23 protein-coding genes and 1 pseudogene are annotated in these 21,297 nt (G+C 71.9%); 9 read left to right on the top strand and 15 right to left on the bottom strand.

Annotated features, from left to right (window positions below):
- Positions 1-130 precede the first annotated feature (130 nt).
- Genes QCZ28_RS01590 through pdxH form a run of 4 tightly spaced genes read right to left on the bottom strand, consistent with a single transcriptional unit; the run spans position 131 to position 3,605 of the window.
- Entirely contained in the window at positions 131-733 is a 603-nt protein-coding gene (locus QCZ28_RS01590; protein WP_279514862.1) for a nitroreductase family protein, read from the bottom strand.
- Positions 733-1,662, bottom strand: coding sequence for an aldose 1-epimerase family protein (locus QCZ28_RS01585; protein WP_279514861.1), 930 nt, complete (start codon positions 1,660-1,662; stop codon positions 733-735). The genes QCZ28_RS01590 and QCZ28_RS01585 overlap by 1 nt, the downstream gene beginning before the upstream one ends.
- A gap of 18 nt (positions 1,663-1,680) precedes the next feature.
- Entirely contained in the window at positions 1,681-2,979 is a 1,299-nt protein-coding gene (locus tag QCZ28_RS01580) for an MFS transporter (protein WP_279514860.1), read from the bottom strand.
- On the bottom strand, positions 2,976-3,605 hold the full coding sequence (gene pdxH / locus QCZ28_RS01575; RefSeq protein ID WP_279515287.1) for a pyridoxamine 5'-phosphate oxidase: 630 nt from the start codon (positions 3,603-3,605) through the stop codon (positions 2,976-2,978). The genes QCZ28_RS01580 and pdxH overlap by 4 nt, the downstream gene beginning before the upstream one ends.
- Positions 3,606-3,884: 279 nt before the next feature.
- Here pdxH and QCZ28_RS01570 point away from each other — a divergent pair, with 279 nt between their 5' ends.
- The 3 genes from QCZ28_RS01570 (at position 3,885) to sepH (ending at position 7,579) form a co-directional block, all read left to right on the top strand.
- Positions 3,885-4,991 (top strand): citrate synthase 2, encoded by a 1,107-nt coding sequence (locus QCZ28_RS01570; RefSeq protein ID WP_030329620.1) that lies wholly within the window; start codon positions 3,885-3,887, stop codon positions 4,989-4,991.
- A 195-nt stretch (positions 4,992-5,186) separates the two neighbouring features.
- Positions 5,187-6,314 (top strand): phosphoserine transaminase, encoded by a 1,128-nt coding sequence (gene serC / locus QCZ28_RS01565; protein WP_279514859.1) that lies wholly within the window; start codon positions 5,187-5,189, stop codon positions 6,312-6,314.
- Positions 6,315-6,499: 185 nt separating this feature from the next.
- Positions 6,500-7,579, top strand: coding sequence for a septation protein SepH (gene sepH / locus QCZ28_RS01560; protein WP_279514858.1), 1,080 nt, complete (start codon positions 6,500-6,502; stop codon positions 7,577-7,579).
- A gap of 54 nt (positions 7,580-7,633) precedes the next feature.
- On the opposite strand, the gene QCZ28_RS01555 is transcribed toward sepH, so the two are convergent.
- Positions 7,634-8,464, bottom strand: a complete 831-nt coding sequence (locus QCZ28_RS01555) for an alpha/beta fold hydrolase (RefSeq protein WP_279514857.1) — start codon at positions 8,462-8,464, stop codon at positions 7,634-7,636.
- 15 nt (positions 8,465-8,479) lie between these two features.
- Positions 8,480-9,145 carry a DUF4097 family beta strand repeat-containing protein gene (locus tag QCZ28_RS01550; RefSeq protein ID WP_279514856.1) on the bottom strand — a complete coding sequence of 222 codons (666 nt, stop codon included), beginning with the start codon at positions 9,143-9,145 and terminating at the stop codon, positions 8,480-8,482.
- Between QCZ28_RS01550 and QCZ28_RS34480 the strand changes: the two are divergent.
- Positions 9,075-9,590: pseudogene (locus QCZ28_RS34480) on the top strand (helix-turn-helix domain-containing protein); the annotation flags it as partial. The gene QCZ28_RS01550 and the pseudogene QCZ28_RS34480 sit on opposite strands and share 71 nt — an antisense overlap.
- Before the next feature lie 96 nt (positions 9,591-9,686).
- Complete coding sequence (locus QCZ28_RS01540) at positions 9,687-10,199, top strand: MarR family transcriptional regulator (protein ID WP_347815078.1); 513 nt, start codon at positions 9,687-9,689, stop codon at positions 10,197-10,199.
- Here QCZ28_RS01540 and thpR read toward each other — a convergent pair.
- From thpR to QCZ28_RS01515, 5 genes are all read right to left on the bottom strand, one after another.
- Complete coding sequence (gene thpR / locus QCZ28_RS01535) at positions 10,169-10,750, bottom strand: RNA 2',3'-cyclic phosphodiesterase (protein ID WP_279514855.1); 582 nt, start codon at positions 10,748-10,750, stop codon at positions 10,169-10,171. The two genes, QCZ28_RS01540 and thpR, sit on opposite strands and share 31 nt — an antisense overlap.
- Positions 10,751-10,762: 12 nt before the next feature.
- Complete coding sequence (locus tag QCZ28_RS01530; protein WP_279514854.1) at positions 10,763-11,272, bottom strand: hypothetical protein; 510 nt, start codon at positions 11,270-11,272, stop codon at positions 10,763-10,765.
- 105 nt (positions 11,273-11,377) lie between these two features.
- On the bottom strand, positions 11,378-12,661 hold the full coding sequence (locus QCZ28_RS01525; protein ID WP_279514853.1) for an MFS transporter: 1,284 nt from the start codon (positions 12,659-12,661) through the stop codon (positions 11,378-11,380).
- A 71-nt stretch (positions 12,662-12,732) separates the two neighbouring features.
- The gene (locus tag QCZ28_RS01520) at positions 12,733-13,182 is read right to left on the bottom strand and encodes a MarR family transcriptional regulator (RefSeq protein ID WP_279514852.1); all 450 of its coding nucleotides are present in this window, start codon (positions 13,180-13,182) and stop codon (positions 12,733-12,735) included.
- A 114-nt stretch (positions 13,183-13,296) separates the two neighbouring features.
- Positions 13,297-14,775 carry an NCS2 family permease gene (locus QCZ28_RS01515; RefSeq protein WP_279514851.1) on the bottom strand — a complete coding sequence of 493 codons (1,479 nt, stop codon included), beginning with the start codon at positions 14,773-14,775 and terminating at the stop codon, positions 13,297-13,299.
- Positions 14,776-14,863: 88 nt separating this feature from the next.
- On the opposite strand from QCZ28_RS01515, the gene QCZ28_RS01510 reads away from it, so the two are divergent.
- On the top strand, positions 14,864-15,109 hold the full coding sequence (locus QCZ28_RS01510; protein ID WP_030329642.1) for a DUF2530 domain-containing protein: 246 nt from the start codon (positions 14,864-14,866) through the stop codon (positions 15,107-15,109).
- A 36-nt stretch (positions 15,110-15,145) separates the two neighbouring features.
- On the opposite strand, the gene QCZ28_RS01505 is transcribed toward QCZ28_RS01510, so the two are convergent.
- Positions 15,146-15,985, bottom strand: a complete 840-nt coding sequence (locus QCZ28_RS01505; protein WP_279514850.1) for a DUF3027 domain-containing protein — start codon at positions 15,983-15,985, stop codon at positions 15,146-15,148.
- Positions 15,986-16,073: 88 nt separating this feature from the next.
- Between QCZ28_RS01505 and QCZ28_RS01500 the strand changes: the two genes are divergently transcribed.
- Positions 16,074-17,675 (top strand): MFS transporter, encoded by a 1,602-nt coding sequence (locus QCZ28_RS01500; protein WP_279514849.1) that lies wholly within the window; start codon positions 16,074-16,076, stop codon positions 17,673-17,675.
- Complete coding sequence (locus QCZ28_RS01495; protein ID WP_279514848.1) at positions 17,672-18,322, top strand: futalosine hydrolase; 651 nt, start codon at positions 17,672-17,674, stop codon at positions 18,320-18,322. Before QCZ28_RS01500 ends, QCZ28_RS01495 begins: the two co-directional genes overlap by 4 nt.
- 12 nt (positions 18,323-18,334) lie before the next feature.
- Here QCZ28_RS01495 and QCZ28_RS01490 read toward each other — a convergent pair whose 3' ends face one another.
- Both QCZ28_RS01490 and QCZ28_RS01485 read right to left on the bottom strand, forming a co-directional pair.
- Entirely contained in the window at positions 18,335-19,276 is a 942-nt protein-coding gene (locus QCZ28_RS01490) for a helix-turn-helix transcriptional regulator (protein ID WP_279514847.1), read from the bottom strand.
- A 92-nt stretch (positions 19,277-19,368) separates the two neighbouring features.
- Positions 19,369-19,623 (bottom strand): hypothetical protein, encoded by a 255-nt coding sequence (locus QCZ28_RS01485; RefSeq protein ID WP_279514846.1) that lies wholly within the window; start codon positions 19,621-19,623, stop codon positions 19,369-19,371.
- A gap of 464 nt (positions 19,624-20,087) precedes the next feature.
- On the opposite strand from QCZ28_RS01485, the gene QCZ28_RS01480 reads away from it, so the two are divergent.
- Positions 20,088-20,936, top strand: a complete 849-nt coding sequence (locus tag QCZ28_RS01480) for a 1,4-dihydroxy-6-naphthoate synthase (protein WP_279514845.1) — start codon at positions 20,088-20,090, stop codon at positions 20,934-20,936.
- On the opposite strand, the gene QCZ28_RS01475 is transcribed toward QCZ28_RS01480, so the two are convergent.
- A complete protein-coding gene (locus QCZ28_RS01475; protein ID WP_030329652.1) occupies positions 20,897-21,283 on the bottom strand; it encodes a cold shock domain-containing protein in 387 nt (128 codons plus the stop codon). The two genes, QCZ28_RS01480 and QCZ28_RS01475, sit on opposite strands and share 40 nt — an antisense overlap.
- Between the last annotated feature and the right edge of the window lie 14 nt (positions 21,284-21,297).

Below are 21,297 nucleotides of genomic sequence, written 5' to 3'. Positions count from 1 at the left end.
GCGGGCACCGCGCGGCGCGGCACCGATGACCGTGCCAGCCTAGCCGCCCAGCGCACGCTGCGTTCTGCTCCCTGATGTCAGTTTCGCTATCGCTCGTCCGATCCTCAACCGGACGAACAGGACGTCAGCCTCAGTTCCACCGGCCGCGCCGCACAACCTCGTCCATCGGACGACGCCCTCGACGCAACGACGGTGACCGATGGTCAGCGGCCCGGTAACCGATTGTGACGGCACCGATGGGCTGATACTCCGCCGGCACGCCGAACGCCTCCCGGTAGGTGCCGAGTCGCTGCGGCGGAATGCCGAAGAAGCACGCCCCCAGCCCCTCGTCCACCGCGGTGAGCAGCATCAGCAACGCGGCGAAGCCGGCGTCCACGTGCCAGTACGGCACCGGCCACCGGTCCGGGGACTGATCCGTCCAACCCTTGTCCGGCTCCGCGTACCGCCGCAGGTAGGCCGACTCGTTGGCGTGCGGCACCACGATCAGGGGAGCGCGGCGCATGCCCGCGAGCCACCGCTGACGCCCGCCCCCGTCGGGGGTGGTGGCAGCCCAGAACCGGTCCCGGTCGACCGGCTCCTCCAGCACCAGGAAACCCCAGCCCTGGGCGAAGCCGGCCGACGGCGCGCGGACCGCGTGGTCGAGCAGCCGGTCCACCACCTCGGGCGGGACCGGACGGTCCGGGTCGTAGTTGCGCACCATCCGCCGACGGCGGACGACCTCGGCGAACTCCATCAGGCGCCGGGGCGGATGCCCCAGGCACCTCGCCAGGTCGTGCCGGGCTTGAGGGTGAGCAGATCCTTGCCCGACCGGAACGCGTCCGGTGGGCAGGTCATCGGCTCGACCGCCACCGAGCGGCGGTGCCGTTCACCGGTGAGGGCGTCCCCGGTGAACACCTGCCACCAGCCGAACTCGGCATCCGCCCAGATGCTCACACCGGTCGAGCCGTCCGGCGCGGAGAGGCTCACCGACGAACCGCCGTCGGCGTCACGGATCACGTCACCGAAGCAGGAGTCCAGGACGGCGGCGCCGATCCGGCGGGGGCTGGTCCAGTCGTACTCGGTGCCGCCCACCGGGGTCACCCCCACCGGCAGCAGCCGACCGTCCACCAGCACCCGACGGCGGGTGGGCAGCCGCAGCACCAGGTCGTCCACCGCGACGCCGGGCAGTTGCAGGTACGGGTGCACGGAGAAGCCGAACGGGGCCAACTCCGTGCCGATGTTGGTCACCTCGTGCTCGGCGCGCAGCCCGTCCGCGTCGACGCTCCACCGGCTGCGCAGCCGCAGCGGCCACGGGTAGCCGAGCTGCGGCGGCAGATCGTAGCCGACCGTCACGGCGTCCGTGGACTGCTCCAGCAACTGCCACGGCACCCAGTTGACCAGCCCGTGGATCGCCACGTGCCGCTCCGGCTCGGTCAGTGCGAGCTGGTGCGTCCGCTCACCGAACGAGTAGCGGCCATCGCGGATCCGGTTCGGCCAGGGGGCCAGCACCTGCCCGGTGCAACCCGGGCAGACCTCGTCGGTCCGGTACCCGTCGACCACGTCGACGCCGTCGTGCCGGTACGTCCGGAGCCCACCGCCCACCTCCACGATGACGGCCTCGTGGCCGGCGGCGGAGATGGTCCACTGGGCGCCGGAGAACGGGCGCTGATCGGGGCTTTCCATGCCGGCGACCCTAACCGGTCAGGCCCGGTCCCCGCTTGACGCCGTCGCCGCCCGGTAACGCAGCAGCACCGGGAACGCGACAGCGAGCACCACCACCAGCACCGCGGAGGCGAGCCCACCGGCCACCCAGGCCACCCCGCCGCCGAACCCGGCAGCCATGGTGCCGGCCCGCAGGTCGCCCAGGCGCGGGCCACCGGCCACCACCACCGTGTTGACGCCCTGGAGTCGGCCGCGCATCCGGTCCGGCGCGTAGACCAGCAACATGGACTGACGCAGCACCGCGCTGATCAGGTCGGCCGCGCCGGCCACGGCGAGCAGCACGACCATCAGCCAGAGCTGGTGGGCCAAGCCCGCCGCGGCGATCGCCAGGCCCCAGCCGACCACCGCGAGCACCAGGCCGAGCCCCTGCCGGCGGAGCCGGCCGATCCAGCCGGAGGTCAGCCCGCCGATCATCGAGCCGATCGCGATGGCGCTGTAGAGCAGGCCGACCGCGCCACCGCCGCCGAACCGCTCGTGCGCGATCTCCGGAAAGAGAGCCCGCGGCATGGCGAGGATCATCGCGATCAGGTCCACCGCGAAGGACAGCAGCAGGACCGGGGTGGTGGCCAGGTAGCGGAACCCGTCGATGACGCTGGCCAGGCCGGCCTTTCGGGCCTGGCCGTCGGCGGTGGGCTCGGGCGGCAGCGACGGCAGCCGCAGCGCGGCCCAGAGCATCGCGGTGAACAGCACCGCGTCCAACCCGTACGCGATCGGCAGCACCACAGTGGTGTCCGGCGAGGCGGAGAGGATGAGGCCGGCGGCGAGCGGGCCGGCGACCGAGGCGGCGGTGAAGGTCGTGTAGTTCAGCGTGGTGGCGGACGCCACCAGGTCGTCCGGCACCAGCCGGGGCAGCATGGCGCTGCGGGCCGGCGAGCTGATCGCGAAGGCCACCGACTGCACCGCCATCAACGCCAGCAGCAGCACCGGGCTGCCCACGTCCAGCACCGCCTGGAGCAACAGACCGAGGGTGGATGCCCAAAGCAACAATGAGCCACCGAGCAGCACCGCACGCCGGTCGCGGGCGTCGGCGACCGCGCCGCCCCAGAGCCCGAAGACCAGCAACGGTACGAAGGCGGCAACCCCCAGCAGGCCCACCCAGAACGAGTCCCGGGTCAGGGCGTACATCTCCACCGGCACCGCGACGGCGGTGAACTGGAAGCCGAACATCGCCACGGTGTTGCCGAGCCAGAGCCGCCGGTACGCCGGAACCCGCAGCGGACGCACGTCGATCGCCCAGCGGCGCGCGGCGCGCGGCCGGCTCTCCTGCACTCCCGTCACGGCGCCAACCGTTCGACGATCCAGGCGCCCTCGTCCAGGCGACGGAAGCGGAGCCGGTCGTGCAGCCGGCCGGCCCGACCCTGCCAGAACTCCACCGACTCGGGTTGCACCCGCAGCCCGCCCCAGTGCGACGGGGTCGGGATCTCGGCCTGACCGGCGAAGCGTTCGGCCACCTCCTCGTACCGCTGCTCCAGCGCCACCCGGCCCGACACGACCTGCGACTGCGGGCTGGCCCAGGCGCCCAGTTGGGAGCCGCGCGGCCGGCTGGCGAAGTACGCCTCGCTCGTCGCGCGGTCGACGGGCGTCACCCGCCCGGCGACCACCACCTGACGCTGCATGGGAAACCACGGAAAGACCAGGCTGGCGTACGGGTTCGCGGTCGCCTCGACGCCCTTGCGCGACAGGTGGTTGGTGAAGAAGACGAAGCCGTCCGGGTCGTACCCCTTCAACAGCACCGTCCGCCCGCTCGGCCGGCCGGCCGGGTCGGCGGTGCCCACCACCATGGCGTTCGGTTCGGGCAGCCCGAAGGCCACCGCGTCGGCGAACCAGCTGTCGAACTGGGTGTGCCAGTCGGCGGCCAGGTCAGCCTCGGTCAGGCCCAGGTCCGCGGCGTACTCGTTACGCATCGCGGCCGGGGCGGGTGTGTCACCCGTCACGTCCCCACTCCTTCTCGGGGGCCCCGCCAGCACCCTCCCGCGCTGACCAGCCCGCCCTGCCCAGTCTCACTGAGCCAGGCGGAGAATGCGCGTCCGGGGATGTCGCGTGCAGCACAGTCGCAGCGGGTCGCGTATCCCTTACTCAGCAGGCAAGATGTTCCGAACACATCCCTGAGGGTCGCCTAAGGCGCCCGGCCGATCGGGCCGGATGAGCTGTTCGGGCGCACCGACCAGATCCAGGAGAGCGACATGGCCGATTTCAAACCCGGGCTGGAGGGCGTCGTCGCCTTCGAGACCGAGATCGCCGAACCTGACCGTGAGGGCGGCGCGCTGCGCTATCGCGGGGTCGACATCGAGGATCTGATCGGCCAGGTGTCGTTCGGCAACGTCTGGGCATTGCTGGTCGACGGCCGGTTCGGGCCGGGCCTGCCGCCGGCGGAACCGTTCCCGGTGCCGGTGCACTCCGGTGACATCCGCGTCGACGTGCAGTCCGCGGTCGCCATGCTGGCCCCGTACTGGGGTCTCAACCAACTGCTGGACATCTCCGACGAGCAGGCCCGTGAGGATCTCGCCCGGGTCTCGGTGACAGCGCTCTCCTTCGTCGCCCAGTCCGCTCGCGGCCTCGGCCTGCCGGCCGTGCCGCAGAAGGAGATCGACAAGGCGCAGACCATCGTCGAGCGGTTCATGAAGCGCTGGCGCGGCGAGCCCGACCCCCGGCACGTCAAGGCCGTCGACGCGTACTTCATCTCGGCCGCCGAGCACGGCCTGAACGCGTCCACCTTCACCGCCCGCATCGTCGCCTCCACCGGGGCGGACGCGGCGGCCTGCATCTCGTCGGGCATCGGCGCCCTCTCCGGCCCGCTGCACGGCGGTGCCCCGTCCCGGGTGCTCAGCATGCTGGAGGCGGTGGAGCGCAGCGGCGACGCGGAGGGTTACGTCAAGGGCGTTCTGGACCGCGGCGAGCGGTTGATGGGCTTCGGCCACCGCGTCTACCGCGCGGAGGACCCGCGCGCCCGGGTGCTCCGGCGTACCGCCAAGGAGCTGGGCGCGCCGCGCTTCGAGATCGCCGAGGCGCTGGAGAAGGCCGCCCTGGCCGAGCTTCAGGCCCGCCGCCCGGACCGGGTGCTGGCCACCAACGTCGAGTTCTGGTCGGCGGTGGTGCTGGACTTCGCCGAGGTGCCGGCGCACATGTTCACCTCGATGTTCACCTGCGCCCGGATGGGCGGCTGGAGCGCGCACATCCTGGAGCAGAAGCGGCTGCAGCGGCTGGTCCGCCCGTCCGCCCGCTACGTCGGCCCGGAGACCCGCAAGCCGTCCGACGTCGAGGGCTGGGCGGCCATTCCGCACGGCGTCTGAGCGGTGCGAAAGGGGCCCTTCCTCGACGCCGGGCGTCGGGGCGGGGCCCCTTTCGACGGCTGCCGGCGCCAACTGTGGCGAAGGCCTCAGACCTGCCCTCGGGGGCCCGGCTTCCACCGATGGGTCCGGGTGCGAGGATGGGGGCCGGCAGTGTCGCCGGCCCGCCCTCGCCCTTGCGGAAGGATCTTCAAGACCGTGGCTGACGCACCGATCATCCGGATTCCCGATGAGATCAAGCCCGCCGACGGACGTTTCGGCTGCGGCCCGTCCAAGGTCCGCCCGGCGGCGGTGTCCGCTCTCGCCGAGGTCGCGACCAGCTACCTCGGCACTTCGCACCGGCAGAAGACGGTCCGTGACCAGGTGGCCCGGCTGCGCTCCGGCATCGCCGAGTTCTTCTCGCTGCCCGAGGGCTACGAGGTGGTGATCGGCAACGGTGGCACCACCGCGTTCTGGGAGGTCGCCACCTTCGGCCTGATCCGCGACCGGGCCCAGTTCGCCAGCTTCGGCGAGTTCGGCGCCAAGTTCGCCAAGTCGGTCAAGGACGCCCCGTTCCTGGGTGAGCCGACGGTCCGCAAGGCCGACGCGGGCAGCGCCCCGACCCTGGTCGCCGAGTCCGGCGTGGACGCGTACGCGACGCCGCAGAACGAGACCTCGACCGGTGTGGCGGTTCCGATCAGCCGGGTGGCCGGGGCCGACGAGGGCGCGCTGCTGCTCGTCGACGCGACCTCCGGCGCGGGTGGCCTGGATGTCAACGTCGGCGAGACCGACGTCTACTACTTCGCTCCGCAGAAGTGCTTCGGCTCCGACGGCGGGCTCTGGCTGGCTCTGATGTCCCCGGCCGCACTGGACCGGGCCGCCGAGATCAAGGCGTCCGGGCGCTACATCCCGGCCTTCCTCGATCTGGTCACCGCGATCGACAACTCGCGGCTGGAGCAGACCTACAACACCCCGGCGCTGGCCACCATCTTCCTGGCCGCCGAGCAGACCGACTGGATGAACGCGCAGGGCGGTCTGTCCTGGGCGGCGAAGCGCACCGCCGAGAGCGCCGCCGCGGTCTACGGCTGGGCGGAGCGGTCCAGCGTGGCCACCCCGTTCGTCACCGACCCGTCGTTGCGCTCCAACGTGGTCGCCACCATCGACTTCGCCGACGGGGTGGACGCCACGGCGATCGCCAAGGCGCTGCGCGCCAACGGCATCGTGGACACTGAGCCCTACCGCAAGCTCGGTCGCAACCAGCTGCGGGTGGCGCTGTTCCCGGCCGTCGAGCCGGCCGACGTCGAGGCGCTGACCGCGTCCATCGACTACGTGGTCGAGCGACTCTGAGGTTCGTCACGTTCGGTGTCCGTGGAGGCCTCCACGGACACCGAACGTGATCATTGCCGCAGCTCAGTCACGACATGCGGGGTGTCGCTTCCCCCACCTCGAGGCAGATGCGCGTACGGTGGTCCGAGACGCCTGGGTGGCCGACTCGTGGCGTGCGGCCAGCGAAGCGGGACGGAGGCAACGCTATGCGCCCAGTACGCTTCGTCGCCCTCTCCGAGGACGGCCATGCCCTGGTTCTCGCCGACGAGGTGGGGCGGCTGCTCGCCCTGCCCATCGACGAACGGATCTCCGGTGCGTTGCACGCCGAGCCCGGGTCGCCGCCGCTCGCGGTGGCACCGACCGCCGCCGACCCGGTTCCGTCTCTGTCTCCTCGGGACATTCAGGCCCGCATCCGCTCCGGTGAGTCCGCGGAGGATGTCGCCCGGATCGCCGGCGTGCCGGTCGACCGGGTGCTGCGCTATGCCGGCCCGGTGCTGCAGGAGCGGGCGATGCTCGCCCAGCACGCCCGCCGCACCCGTCTCAAGGGCGCGGAGAAGCCCACCCCGCTCGCCGAGGTGGTCAACGGCCGGCTGAGCCAGCACGGCATCGACACCGAGAAGATCTCCTGGGACGCGTACCGGCGTGACGACGGCACCTGGCGGATCATCGCCACCTGGCCGTCGGGCAAGGCCACCGCGCAGGCCATCTGGGATCTCGACAAGACCCGGCAGCAGGTCACCCCGCACGACGACATGGCGCAGTACCTGTGCGCGGAGCGGCCCACGCCGATCCTCGGCCAGGAGCCGGCACCGGAGCGGGGCGGGCACGGCCTGCCTGGTCCGTCGCGTGGTGAGCCGAGTCGTGGTGGGCACGGGTTGCCGGCGGCGTCCGAGCACCCGCGCCCGGGCCGCGATCCGATCCGGGCCGGCCGGGACGCCCTGCTCGCGTCGCTGGACCGTCCGCTCGGCGCCTCGTCGGGTCGTGGGCTGGAGCCGCGTACCCCGGCTGCGCTCGCCGGTTCGGACGCGCCCCGGCAGCGGCCGGTCGGTGGGGGTGCCGCCGCCCTGCTCGGCGGTGGCCAGGGGTCGGCCTTCGACGACGATTCGGACGCGCCCAAGGAGGTGCCGGCCGTGCCGTCGCTGGCGGTGCTCCGGCCCCGCCGCGCGGGCGCTGCGGCGGCCGCCGGCGGCGAGTCGACCGACGCCACCGGCAAGCCGCGCAAGCGGCTGCCGAGCTGGGACGACGTGCTCTTCGGCAGCGGCCCGGCCGCCCGCGAATCCTCCTGACGCCGCGCGTTGACGGGTGACCTCGTGTCACCCGTCAACGCGGGCGTTCGGACCTCACCGACTGTCTGCGGCGGCTTCGCGGTGCGGCGCGGCGACCAGGCGTACGGCGTCGGCCACGGCCCGGAAGTCCTTCTTGAGAATCGCGCCGTGGTTGCTGGCGACCTTCGCGCCGATCGTGATGTTCGGGTTGCGGGCGATCACCGCGTCGAGGCCGGCCCGGATCTGTTCCTGCTCGTCGCCGCGGCTGCCGAGGGACGTGCCCGAGGCGACCACGTACCGCACCGGGACGGTGATGGCGTCCAGCACCGGGCCGAGTTCCCGCTCGCGGGAGAGTTCGCCGAGCTCGATGTTGCTGTTCGCCATCTGGTCGGCGGTCATCCGTGGGGTCAGGCCGGTCGGGCGTAGCAGCGGCATGAACACGTTCATCCGCCGGAACATCCTGCGGATCCGCTGCGCCATGGCCTCGTCGAGCCAGTCGTGCGGGAACGCGCCGTCGACGAGGACCACCCCCAGGGCACGCTCCGGGTTCCGGCGGGCCCAGTGCGCCCCGACCACCGCGCCGTACGACCAGCCGACCAGCACCGCCTGGTGCACCCCGCGGGCGGCGAGAACGGCGTCGACGTCCCGGACGGCCGCCTCGAACGAGTAGTCGGCTGAGCGTTTGGACTTTCTGCCACGAGCCCGCTCGTCGTAGGTGATGTGCCGGAACCCGGTGCCCAGATCGGCGATGACCCGCCGCCAGTAGCCCTGGGTGGCGAACTGGCCGTTGAGGTAGACCACGGGGATGCCGGGGCCGCCGGTGTCGGTGACGGCCAGTGCGGTGTCGTCGACCGGCACCAGGCCGTGCCAGGGCGAGCCGGTCGGGGACGTGCTGTTCTTCGTCATCTTGATCCGTCCTGTTCAGAGGCTGCGGGCGTTGATGTCGCCGTGCTGGGTGGTGGCGCGGATGTCGAGTGCGACGGTGCCGTCGTTCCTGAGGGCGTTGCTGACCCGGCCGTGGCCAGTGCCGGCGTCCAGGGCGGCCGAAACTCCGGCGGCTGCGGCGACCGAGATGTTGCCGGACTGGGTGCTGAGCACGACGGTGCCGCGCGCGGCCTCGGCGATCCGAATGTCGCCCCTCGCGGTGCTGATCTCCGCGGGGCCGTTGAGCCGGCCGACCTCGACGTCGCCGTCGATCGCGGTGAGCCGGACGCTCGCCGCCTCGTCGATCTTGATCTGCCGGTACGCGCCCTCGAAGGCGACATCGCCGAGACGCCCGACACCACGGAGTTCGGCGCTGGCGGTCCTGGCGTCGATGCGCGAGCCGGCGGGCAGTTGGACGGTGATCTCCAGGGACCCGGACGGGCCGACCAGCGGGTTGCCGGAGGGTGCCGCCGTGATCCGCAGGACGCCGTCGGCGTAGGCGACAGTGGTCCGCTCGGCGGCCCTGCTGTCGCGGCTCCTGGCGGGGTCGGTGGGCCGGACCTCGACGGTGGTGTCGGCGCGGTCCGCGGCGATGAGCTGGATGCGGCCGGCGGGGATGTCCAGGACGGCGGAGATCGGGGTGGGGGTGTCGAACGTCTGCATCATGCTCTCCGGTGCTCGCTGCTTGTTTCTGACATTGGAAACGCTACGTTGCGTTTCAAGAATCAGGCAACGCCGTTATTGCGATGGACTGGCATCACACCAGTTCAAGATGACTATTTCGTTGCAACCAGTTGCCGGGCAACGCAACAGGTGCCAAGTCATTCATTGCAATGGCCAGAACGTGAACGCTATAGTGCGCGGGTCAGCGAAGCCGCACAGGAGCACCAGGGAGATCGCGATGCCGGGTGGCAGACTCAGCCAGCAGGAACGTCAACAGATCGCGCTGGGGCTGGCCGACGACCTCCCCTACGCCGAGATCGCCCGACGACTCGACCGGCCCACCTCGACCATCACCCGCGAGGTGATGCGCAACGGCGGCCCCACCGCCTACCGCGCCGACCTGGCCCACCGTGCCACCGCACGCCGCGCCCACCGGCGCAGACCCAGCTCGACCCCCGGGGCAGCAGCCGCCCTCGCCCAGCCGCACGGACGCGACGCCGAGGCCCTGGCCGAGTACGAGGAGGGGTTCACCACGGTCCTCATGGCCTCGGGCCTGAACAAGATGGCTTCCCGGGTGCTGACCTGCCTGTTCACCACCGACGCGGGCAGCCTCACCGCGTCCCAGCTCGCCCAGCGCCTCCAGGTCAGCCCGGCGTCCATCTCCAAGGCGATCGCCTTCCTGGAAAGCCAGAGCCTCGTCCGCCGGGAACGCGACGATCGGCGGCGCGACCGTTACCTCGTCGACGACGAGCTCTTCTACCAGGCGACGATCGCCAGCGCCCGGGCCAACGACCAGCTCGTCGAGACCGCACGCCAGGGCGTCGCCGTCCTCGGTGCGCACACCCCCGCCGCAGCCCGGCTGGAGAACATCGCCCGCTTCCTCGACTTCATCAGCGAGAGCATCGTCCGCGCCGCCGAGCAGGCCCGCGAAGTTCTGCACAGCCAACGCGCGACCCCGCCGGGCGACCCGACCCCGCCGGGTCCGGACGACGGGCAGCCAGCCGTCGCGCCGACCCTGTCGGGTCAGAGCGGCCAGCCGGCGAGCCGGTCGTAGCGCGGTCGCCCGGCACCGAGGCGGCTCCGCATCAGCACCAGCTCGGTCGCCGGCCACTCCGGTCCCCGGTAGTCGTCCAGGGCCACCCGGTCGGCGTCGATGTCAGCAAGGTCCATCCGGTCGCCGGGGCGGGCCACGGTCAGGTGCGGGCGGAAGGGTTTCCCGTCGTACGGCAGGTCGGCCCGGCGCAGCCGGTCCCGGACGAGCCCAGCCAGCTCGTGCAGAGCCTCGACGTCGCCCCGCAGGTCCACCCAGAGCACGGTGAGCCGGCCCTGGCCGAAGCGGCCACCGCCGCCGAGGCTGAGCCGGGGCGAGGAGTGCCGGCCGTCCCGGAAGCACTCGGCGGCCAGCCCGAGCGCGCTCTCCACGTCGACCAGCCGGGCCGCCTCGATGTCACCGAGGAAGGCCACCGTGACGTGCAGGTGACCCAGGTCGGCGAGCCGGACGCCGCTGCCGGTGGCAGCCGCCGCGGCGACCCGCAGAGCAGCGACCTGCCCGGCGAGGTGACGCACCGGCTCGGCACCCGGGTAGACCGCGCAGAAGAGCCGCAACCGCCACGTCTCTCAGCGGTGCCGTTGCCGGTGCCCGGCCCGGGCCGCCGGCAGGGACAGCCCGGCGGCGTGCAGCACACCCTCCACCCGGACCCGCTCGATCTCCTGGTCGACGCCCTCCAACTCGGCGAGGTGTTCGGCGACACCGAGGGCACGGCAGGCGCGGCGAAGCCGGTCGTCGTACGCCTGCAGCAGCGCGCTGTGCCAGACCATCGACCGGCCCGCGCCACCGATCCGCTGACCGCCGAGCCGGCGCAGGTCGGCGGCGAGCTGCTCCAGCGGCCGGCGGTCATCGCTGTCGAACTCGCTGAGGTCGATGTCCCGGGTCAGCGCGTCGGCCTCGACGGCCCGGTCGAGGCGGGCGATGGTGCGTTTCTCCCGTCGGCGCTCACGCCACTCGGACCAGCCGCAGACCACCCGGTCGACGATCTCGTCGTAACAGAAGAGCAGGGCGAATGCCGCCGGCAGGGTGGCCACGGCGAGGAACGCCAGGGCCAGCATCAGCGCGCGTCCGACACCCACGTATCGACGCTAAGCCCCGACGTGCCACCCCGCCAGCGATTTGGCCGCATCCGCGCGATCCGTGCAACCGGGCGTGGCCCGCCCCGCTCGGGCGCGCGGCAAACCTCAGCAGTCGGTGGAGGTGACGTAGAAGCGGGGCATCGGCAGCACCCGGAAGCGCAGCCGGGCACCGGAGTGGCGCAGTTGCCAGGTGAGGCCGACCAGCGCGGCGGCCAGCGAGATGAGCCCGCCCATCCAGATGCTGGCACCGGCACCGAAGTGCTCAGCGACCCAGCCGATCAGCGGCGCGCCGACCGGGTTGGTCCCCAGGAACACCAGCACCCACAGGGCCATCACCCGACCCCGGAAGGCCGCGTCCACACCCAGTTGGACCCGCTGGTTGGCGGCCTGGGCGAAGAAGACCATGAAGAAGCCCGTCGGCACCAGCAGCACCACCACCAGCCAGTACGTCCCGGCGAAGCCGACCAGGGTGCCGAAGCTGGCGCAGGCGATCGCCGCACCCAGCACCAGCCAGACCGACGGGCGGCTGCGCCGACCGGTGCCGCTGAGCGCGCCACCGAGCGCGCCGACGGCCAGGGCGGTGCTGAACAGGCCGAAGGACGCCGCCCCGGTGTGGAAGACCGTCTTGGCCAGCGCGGCCAGGGTGAGCTGGAAGTTGAACAGCGACATGCCGATCACCGACATGACCGCCATCGGCAGCAGCAGGTCGGGGCGGCGCCAGACGTACCGCAGCCCGTCGACCACCTTCGCGGACGCCCGCTCGTCGCGCGGCAGCAGGGCGTCGCGGTGCAGTTCGGCGGTCCGCATCCGGACCACGTTGACCAGCGGCGCGACCGAGCTGAGTGCGGTGAAGAGGAAGACCGGCCCCACGTCGAACGCGGCGATGGCCAGGCCGGCGACGGCCGGGCCGACGATCCGGGCCGAGTTGAACACGGCGGCGTTGAGCGACAGCGCGTTGGGCAGCAGGGGCGTGCCGACCAGTTCGGAGACGAACGCCTGGCGGACCGGGGTCTCCACGGCGTTGGCGGTGCCGAGCAGCGCGGCGAACGCGAAGACGTGCCAGAGCTGCACCAGGTCGGTGAGGACCAGCACGGACATGCCGAGGGCCAGCACGGTCCAGAAGGCGTTCGCGGCGAAGAGCAGCACCCGCTTGTCGTACCGGTCGGCGAGCCGGCCGGAGAAGAGCGTGAGCAGCAGCACCGGGGTGAACTGACACGCGGTGACCACGCCGAGCGCGGTCGCCGAGTTGTCGGACAGATCGAGGACGAGCCAGTCCTGGGCGATGAACATCATCCAGACGCCGATCAGCTTGATCAGCTGCCCGGATGCGAAGAGGCGGTAGTTGCGGACCTGTAGGGACTGGAACATCGTGCTCAGCTTCGCCTGCACTCTTGGTGCGCCTCCTCGGACGTACGCGTCATCGACAGGTGACGGCACGGACCCGGTGGCGCGGGTGCGGCTCAGGCGCGAGCGAGCTGCTGAAGAATCTCGGCGGCCCTCTGCAGGGTCTCCCGTTCGTCCTCGTCGAGTGCGGCCAGCCGGTGGGCCAACCACTCGTCGCGGGCCCGCTCGAACTGGTCGAGCACGGCCTGCGCTCCTTCGGTCGCCGCGAGAATGACCTGCCGTCCGTCGGTCGGATGGGGTGTCCGCTGCACGAGGCCGCGTTCCTCCAACTTCCCGACGATCTTGGTCATCGTCGGCGGCTGCACCCGCTCCACGTCGGCCAGCTCCCGGGGTGTCATCGCGCCCGCCAGCCGCAGGCTGGTGAGCGCGGAGACCTGGGTGACCGTGAGGTCGCCGACCGGCCGGGCCTGTCGGACCCGTCGGTTGAGTCGGGTGATCGCATCACGCAGTTGGGGAGCCAGCTGCGCCGGTGGCACGCGTTTCGCCGTCACCGTCCGCTCCGTCACAGTAGTTAGCTTAACTAATGAGCATGGCTAACGACATCCGTTATGACCAGGCTCACGAGGGGCCTCAGATGGTACGGGCGGGGAATCCTGACCGACTCCCCGCCCGCACGTACCTCAGAGCACCAGGGACTCGATCGGCCCCCGCAGGAAGTACAACACGAACAGCGCGGCCACCCCGTACAGCAACGGGTGGATCTCCCGGGCCTTGCCCCGCGCCAGCTTGACCACCACGAAGGTGATCAGGCCAGCGCCGATCCCGTTCGAGATCGAGTAGGTGAACGGCATCAGCACGATGGTGAGGAACGCCGGAATGGCGATCTCGTAGTCGGACCAGTCGATGGTCCGCACGGCGGTCATCATCAGGAAACCGACCACCACCAGAGCCGTCGACGCCGCCTCGAACGGCACGATCACGACCAGCGGCGCCAGGAACATCGCGAGCAGGAAGAGCGCGCCGGTGACCAGGTTGGCCACGCCGGTCCGCGCACCCTCCGCGACACCGGCGGCGCTCTCGATGTACGACGTGTTGCTGGAGGTGCTGGCCGCACCGCCGGCCGCCGCGGCGATCGAGTCGACAAGCAGGATCTCCTTGGCCTTCGGCGGAGTGCCCTGCTCGTCGAGCAGACCACCCTCCTGGCCAACCGCGACCATGGTGCCCATGGTGTCGAAGAAGTCCGTGATCAACAGCGTGAAGATGAACATCAGCACGACCAGCCAGCCGGCCCGGCCCCACGAGTCCAGCACGTTGAACTTGCCGAGCAGCGACAGGTCCGGCAGGTCGACCACCGTCTTCGGCAGCTCCGGCACGTTCAGCGACCAGCCCTTCGGGTTGGGCTGACCGTTGACGAACGACGGGCCGATGTTGCCGATCGCCTCCACGATCACCGCCAGCACCGTCGAGGCGAGGATGCCGATCAGGATCGCGCCCTTCACCCGCCGGACCACCAGCACCAGCGTGATCAGCAGACCGACCACGAACACCAGCATCGGCCAGCTCACCAACTTGCCGCCGATGCCCAGGCCGACCGGGACGGTGGTGTTGGCGGCGTCCGGGATGCGCCGGACGAAGCCGGCGTCCACCAGACCGATGATGGTCAGGAACAGGCCGATGCCGACCCCGATCGCGGTCTTCATCTGGGTCGGGACCGAGCGGAAGACCGCGGTCCGCAGACCGGTCAGCACCAGCACCGCGATGATCACACCCTCGATCACCACCAGGCCCATCGCGTCGGCCCAGGTCATCTCGGGGGCGATCTCGTACGCCACCAGGGCGTTGACACCCAGACCGGCGGCGAGCGCCAGCGGGAATCGGCCGACCACGCCCATCAGGATGGTCATCAGGCCGGCGACCAGCGCGGTCGCGGCTGCCAGTGCGGGAATCGGGAGGCTCTTGCCGTCACCGTCGACGGCGCCGCCCAGGATCAGCGGGTTGAGCACCACGATGTACGCCATCGTGAAGAAGGTCGCCAGGCCACCGCGTACCTCGCGGCTCAACGTCGAGCCACGGGCGGAGATCTCGAAAAACCGGTCGAAACCGTTACGCGGATGAGCAGGGTTGGGAGGTGTGCCGTTCTCGGGCGGCGCTACGGCCATCAGGTCCTCGCAGGTGATCTTCCGATTGTCGCGCGCATCGTCCCAGATCGTCGGTGGGCAGCGGAAGTACATCCCGTACGCTTGCCGGGTGCCGAACGAGCAGCCACCGCGACCCGCACCACTGGATCCGCCGATGGTGCCGTTCGCGCTCGCCGGGTTGGTCGCGTGGGCGGTGGCCGGACTGGTCCTGCTGATCTTCTTCCGGGGCTGGCTCACCGACAACGGTCACCAGAACTGGCTCTGGACCTGCCTCGCCGGCTTCCTCTGGGGTTTCCCGGGCCTCGCCGTGATGATGCGCCACGACGCCAACCGACGCCGCCGCCGCGCTAGGTGAGCTGGGCACCGCGCCGGCGCGCTCCGGCGCGGACGATCAGGAGTGCCCGTACGGCTCCGCCGGCTCGGCCGCCTCGACCGAGCCCGGGGCCCGGCTGACCGACATGGCCTCCACCGCGCTGTCGTCGTACACCGTGGGCAGCTCGTCGACAGCGGTCTCCGCCGCCTCGATCAACGTCTCGGAGTGGGCGCCGCAACCGTGATCGGCGCTCACCACCCGGCCGTCGTCGGGAGCGTAGAAGTTGCCGCACGCCCCGAAGGCCTGCCGCATCGCACCTGCCAACGGCAGGTAGAAACCGCAGGTGCCGCAGCGGGCGGCGGACGGGGCAGCGGTCGAGATGGCCGCGGCGGGGCCGTGGTCACCGTCGTACCAGCGCTGCGCCGTGTCGATGCGGCCCTCCCGGGAGAGAACACGGGCACGCCCGAGGCCCAACTCCCACGCCGTCTCCTCGACCGCCGGGTCGTCGGAGAGCAGGTAACCAGGGACCAGTCGGTCGTCGTCGGGCGAGGTCGGAAGCAGGTCACCCGGGCCCAGGTCGCCCGGCTTGAGCCGCTCCTGCCAGGGCAGCCAGCCCGGCGCGAGCAGCGCGTCCGGGCCGGGCAGCAGGACCGTCTCGCAGATGGTCACCGTCTTGCTGCGCGGCACCCGGGTGACGGTGACCGCCCAGCGCCAACCGCGGTAACCGGCGAGGCGGCATTCGAAGTAGTGGGTGACCAGCCGATCACCCTCGGCCACAACCTGCAGGTGGTCGCCGACTTCGTCGGCGTCCACCTCGGTGATGCCAGCGCGAGCCACCTCGACGGCGGCGGCGCAGACCTGGTCGAGGCGGGCGGCACGGGTGGAGGCGGGCCTGGTCACCTCACCATTGTTCCCCATGCGCCTCGCAGGGGTGACAGGGACTCCCGGGGAACCTTTCCCAGCGGTGGTGCGGCGTACCCGGATCAGATGGGCGAGGATGGTGCACATGCCGTCGTACTCCCGCTCCGGGCGTTCCGTCCTCGGGCGGACCGTCGGCACCGGCATTCGCGCCGTCCGTCTGCTGCTGCGCGGTTCGGTGGGCAGCGGCCGCTGGGTGACCCGCCGGGCCGGTCGGGCCCGCGCCCGGGGTGCCGGCGGCGAGGTCGGCATGGTTCGCCTGTTCGACCTGCACGCGCTCTCCTGCGCCGGTGACACCCTGATCGCCATCGGCCTGGCCGGCACGATCTTCTTCAACGTGCCGCTCGGCGAGGCCCGCAGCAAGGTCGCGCTCTACCTGCTGGTGACCATGGTTCCCTTCGCGATGCTCGCCCCGGTGGTGGGCCCGCTGCTGGATCATTTCCGACACGGCCGCCGGTACGCCCTGGCCGCGACGATGCTCGGCCGCGCCTTCCTCGCCTGGTTGATCTCCGACTACATCCACGGGTTCGGGCTCTATCCGGCCGCGTTCGGGGTGCTCGCGCTCTCCCGGGCGTACGGTGTGGCCCGCTCCGCGGCGGTGCCCCGGCTGTTGCCGGAGGGGCTCGGCCTGTCCCAGGTGGGCGCCCGGGCCAGCGTCTACGGCACTGTCGCGGGCGCGCTGGTGGCGCCGATCGGGTTGGCCGCGTTCTGGTTCGGCCCGCAGTGGCCGCTACGGGTCGCGTCGGTGATCTTCCTGGTCGGCATGGTGATCTCGCTGCGGCTGCCACCGAAGGCCGACTCGGAGCCACCCGAGCGGGTCCCCCGGCCCCTGCGCGCGCTGGGCCGCCGTCGTGGTGACCGGCCACTGGGCCGGGGCCGACCGTCCGGCCGGCTGGTGATCGCCACCCTGATCGGCGCCGCGATGCTCCGCGCGCTCTACGGCTTCCTGCTGCTCTTCCTCGCCTTCGCGATCAAGAAGGGCGACCTGACCACAGTGGTGTTCGGCCGGGACCTGGGTGCCGAGTGGGCGCTCGGCGTCGTCGGCGGCGCGCTCGCGGTCGGCACCTTCCTGGCCACCGCCATCGGCACCCGACTGCGCATCCACCGGCCGACCGCCATCCAGTCGAGCAGCATGATCATCGTGGCCGGCGTCGCGGTGCTCGCCGTGATCCAGTTCTCGCTGGTGATGGTCGCCCTGCTCTGCCTGGTCGCCGCTCTGGTCAGCGGGGTGGCGAAGCTGGCCGTGGACGCCTCGATCCAGGAGCGCATCCCGGAACGGTTGCGGGCCAGTTCCTTCGCCCACTCCGAGACGGTGCTGATGCTCGCCTTCGTCGCCGGCGGCGGGCTCGGGCTGGTGCCGTTCGACGGTCGGATGGGCATCGCCGTCGCCGCCGGGGTCGGCGTACTGGCCGCGATCCGGGGTGTGCTGGCCGCCGCCCGGCTGCGCGGCGAGAAGCTGGCCGGCCGGCCGCTCGGCGACGACGAGCTGACCGAGGACGAGCCGGCGGACGAGCCCGGGGATTCGGCACCGACCTCACCGGCGCCGGCCCAGACCAGCTCCCCGCAGCACGACGACCCGAGCCTCGCCCCGCCGGGCTACCACATCTACCGCCCGTCGTCGGCGGTCGGCGGCCCGGGTGGCGGGGCCGACGACGAGACCCGCCGGGAGTCCCCCGGCTCAGTCTCGTGACCGGTCTGCTGGTGGTGACGGCGGTTCCCGCCGAGGCGGACGCGGTCCGCGCCGGGCTGACCGAGAGCACCGTGACCGTCGCCCCGATCGGTGTGGGCCCGGCCATCGCCGGTGCCGCCACCGCCCGGCTGTTGGCACTCGCCGAGGCCGCCGGCCGGCCGTACCGTGCGGTGGTCAGCGCCGGTGTGGCCGGCGGCTTCACCGGGCGGGCCGAGGTCGGCGACACGGTGCTCGGCACCGCCAGCATCGCCGCCGACCTGGGTGCCGAGTCGCCCGACGGCTTCATCCCCGTCGACGAGCTGGGCATGCCGCCCGCGCTGCTCGGCGCCGGCAGCAGGGTGACGGCGGACCCGGGCCTGCTGGCCACGCTGCGGGCCGCCCTCCCGACGGCAACGACCGGGCCGGTGCTGACGGTCAGCACCGTCACCGGCACCAGCGCCGGCACCGACGAGCTGCGCCGGCGGCATCCGGAAGCGGTCGCCGAGGCCATGGAGGGGTACGGCGTGGCGGTCGCCGCCGCGCAGGCCGGGCTGCCCTTCGCCGAACTGCGCACCATCTCCAACCCGATCGGCCCGCGCGACCGGGACGCCTGGCGGCTGCGCGAAGCCCTCGCCGCCCTGACCGCAGCGGCCCCGGCACTGCGCTGACCAGGCCTGCGTTCAGGAGAACCAACGCTTGCCCGGCTGGCCCAGACGCAGTGCGGCTGGACGTGGTCCCTCGATCTCGAAGCCGCACGCCAGCAGCAGATCGGTGCCGAACCCCTCGGCGATGGCGGCCGCGTCGTCGATGCCGGCCTCGCGCATGTCAGCCACCAGTGCGGTGACCAGCCGACGTCCGAGCCCCAACCGCCGATAGCGGGCATCGACGAGCACACCGTCGAGCACCATCTCCCGCTCTGGCATGCCCGGATGCCACTCCCCGAACTCCAGAAACGGGCTGCGCTCGTGGGCCCGCAGTTCACCAACCAGCTTCCCGTCGGGAAGCTCGGCGACGTACCGCCAGGAGGTGGCCGGCAGGTCGCCACCGATCACCCGACGCACCCGCGCAGTTCGTCGGACCTCGGCACCCCACCGTCGGTTGTCGCGGTAGCGCCGGTTCAGCTCGTAGGCCGCCGGTGGCAGCGGAAGTGGATACCGATGGGGCGGCAACCTGTACCACTCCGCCCACCACGCGCCGGGCCAGTCCCGAGGCTCGTGGACCGGCCACACGTCCAGGTGAGCCGGGTAACGACGGTCGGCCTCGTCCCGCATGTCGTCGTGCGGCACCGGCGTGGTTTCGGTGATGCCGGAGGTCGCGGTCGGGGTGCCGACGGCCAACCGCCCACCCGCTGCCCGGACGAGACGCTCCACTGTCCGGAATCGGGGATCGGCCGACCGCCCCGACTCGATTCGGGCCAGCGTCGGCTGCGGCACCCCGGATCTCTCGGCCAACTGCCGCTGACTCAGATCGGCCCGCCGACGCAATGCGCGCAGCGCCACGCCGAGCTCCACGCCATTGCCCTCGCTGGCGCCATTGCCCTCGTCGACGCCGTCACCCTCGTCGGTGCCATTGCCCCCGTCGGTGCCGTCGCCCTCGTCGGTGCGGTCGCTCGTCTCGGTCACGGACCGATGCTCCCCGCTGGTCAGCGCACTATCAACACCCTCATCGGGGCTGTGGATAAAGCTGTGGACAACCCCTCGGATCGGTGGACGACCTACTCCGCAGACCTCCTTTGGAGCTGAATCGTCTGCGACATCACCACAGCCCGCGCCACCACAGCCCGCACCACCACGACCCGCACCACCACAACCCGCACCACCACAACCCGCACCACCACAACCCGCACCACCACAACCCGCACCACCACAACCCGCACCACCACAACCCGCACCACCACGACCCGCACCACCACGACCCGCACCACCACAGCCCGCACCACCACGACCCGCACCACCACGACCCGCGCCACGACGACTGCGGACCGCTGCGGCCCACACCACCACGACCCGCACCACCACGACCCGCGCCACGACGACTGCGGACCGCTGCGGCCCACACCACGACCCCGTACCGCTGTGGTCGCACCACGACTTCGGCCCACTCCGGAACACGTCGGCCGCACCAGGACTGCGGACCCTTCCGACGCTGGGTCCAGCACGATTCGTTTGCGACATCAGCTCCAAAGGGAGTCCGAGGCAGGTGACGGACCCCGCGCCCCGGGCGGATCACCGCTCACGCTGCTGCCGGCGGCCAGCGGCCGGCCACAGTCCCGGTGCCGACGGCCGTTCGTCACGGATCTCCCGTCACGGACACCCGTCGCGGACCTCCGTCACGGACCTCCCGTCGACGATCTCCGTCGCCGATCTCCGTCGCGGATCACACCGAGCGGGGTGGGCGCGGACGGCGAGGCGGCGGCGGGGCTAGCGTGGGAGTGTGGCGCTCTCTCTGGCGATCTCGCCCTGCCCCAACGACACGTTCGTCTTCCACGCGCTGGTGCACGGGCTGGTGCCCGACGCGCCGCCGGTCGAGGTGACGTACGCCGACGTGGACGTCACCAACACGGCGGCCGAGCGGGGCGCGTTCGACCTGGTGAAGGTCAGCTTCGCGGCGCTGCCCTGGCTGCTCGACGACTACCACCTGCTGCCCTGCGGCGGCGCGCTCGGTCGCGGGTGCGGCCCGCTGGTGCTCACCCGGGGAGATCGTGACGGCGGGCCGGACCGCACCGACCTGACCGGCGCGACGGTGGCGGTGCCGGGCGACCGGACCACCGCGTACCTGCTGTTCCGGCTCTGGTCGGCCGGGCGACCGCCAGCCCGGATCGAGGTGGTCCCGTTCCACGAGATCATGCCGGGCGTGGCGGCGGGCCGCTACGACGCTGGGCTGGTCATCCACGAGGCCCGGTTCACCTACCACCGGCACGGCCTGAGCGCCCTGGTCGACCTCGGCGAATGGTGGGAAACCGACACCGGCCTGCCCATCCCGCTCGGCGCGATCCTGGCCAAGCGTGGCGCGGTCGACCCGGAGGCCGCGGCCGCTTGGATCCGCGAGTCGGTCCGGCAGGCCTGGGCGGACCCGGTGGCCAGCCGGGAGTACGTGCTGGCGCACGCCCAGGAGATGGAACTCGACGTGGTGGACCGGCACATCGGCCTCTACGTCAACGAGTTCACCGCGGACCTGGGCGAAGCCGGCTTCGCCGCGGTGGCGGCACTGCTCGACCGGGCCGCCACCGCCGGCCTGGTGCCTCAGACCTCCAGCTCGCGGGCCACCGCGTGGACCAGCTGAGCGATCTTCTGCGCGGCCTTCCTGTCCGGGTACCGTCCCCGGCGCAGGTCCGGCTGGACCTTCGCCTCCAGCACCTTGATCATGTCTTCGACCAGGCCGTGCAGCTCCTCGGCCGGTCGACGGCGCAGCTCCGCCATCGACGGCGGCGCGTCCAGCAGCTTGACTCCCATGGCCTGCGCGCCCCGGCGGCTGTCCACCACGCTGAAGTCGACCCGTTGGCCACCCTTGAGGTCGGTGACACCCGCCGGCAGCGCCCCCTTGGGCAGGAACACGTCGCCGCCCTCGTCACTGGTGACGAAGCCGTATCCCTTGGCCGTGTCGTACCACTTCACTCGACCCGTAGGCACCTGAAAACCCCTGC

This window comes from Micromonospora sp. DH14 (assembly GCF_029809455.1).
Taxonomy (GTDB): domain Bacteria; phylum Actinomycetota; class Actinomycetes; order Mycobacteriales; family Micromonosporaceae; genus Micromonospora; species Micromonospora parva.
Note: the sequence above shows the minus strand (reverse complement) of the source record. Positions and strands in the feature narration are given on the sequence as shown.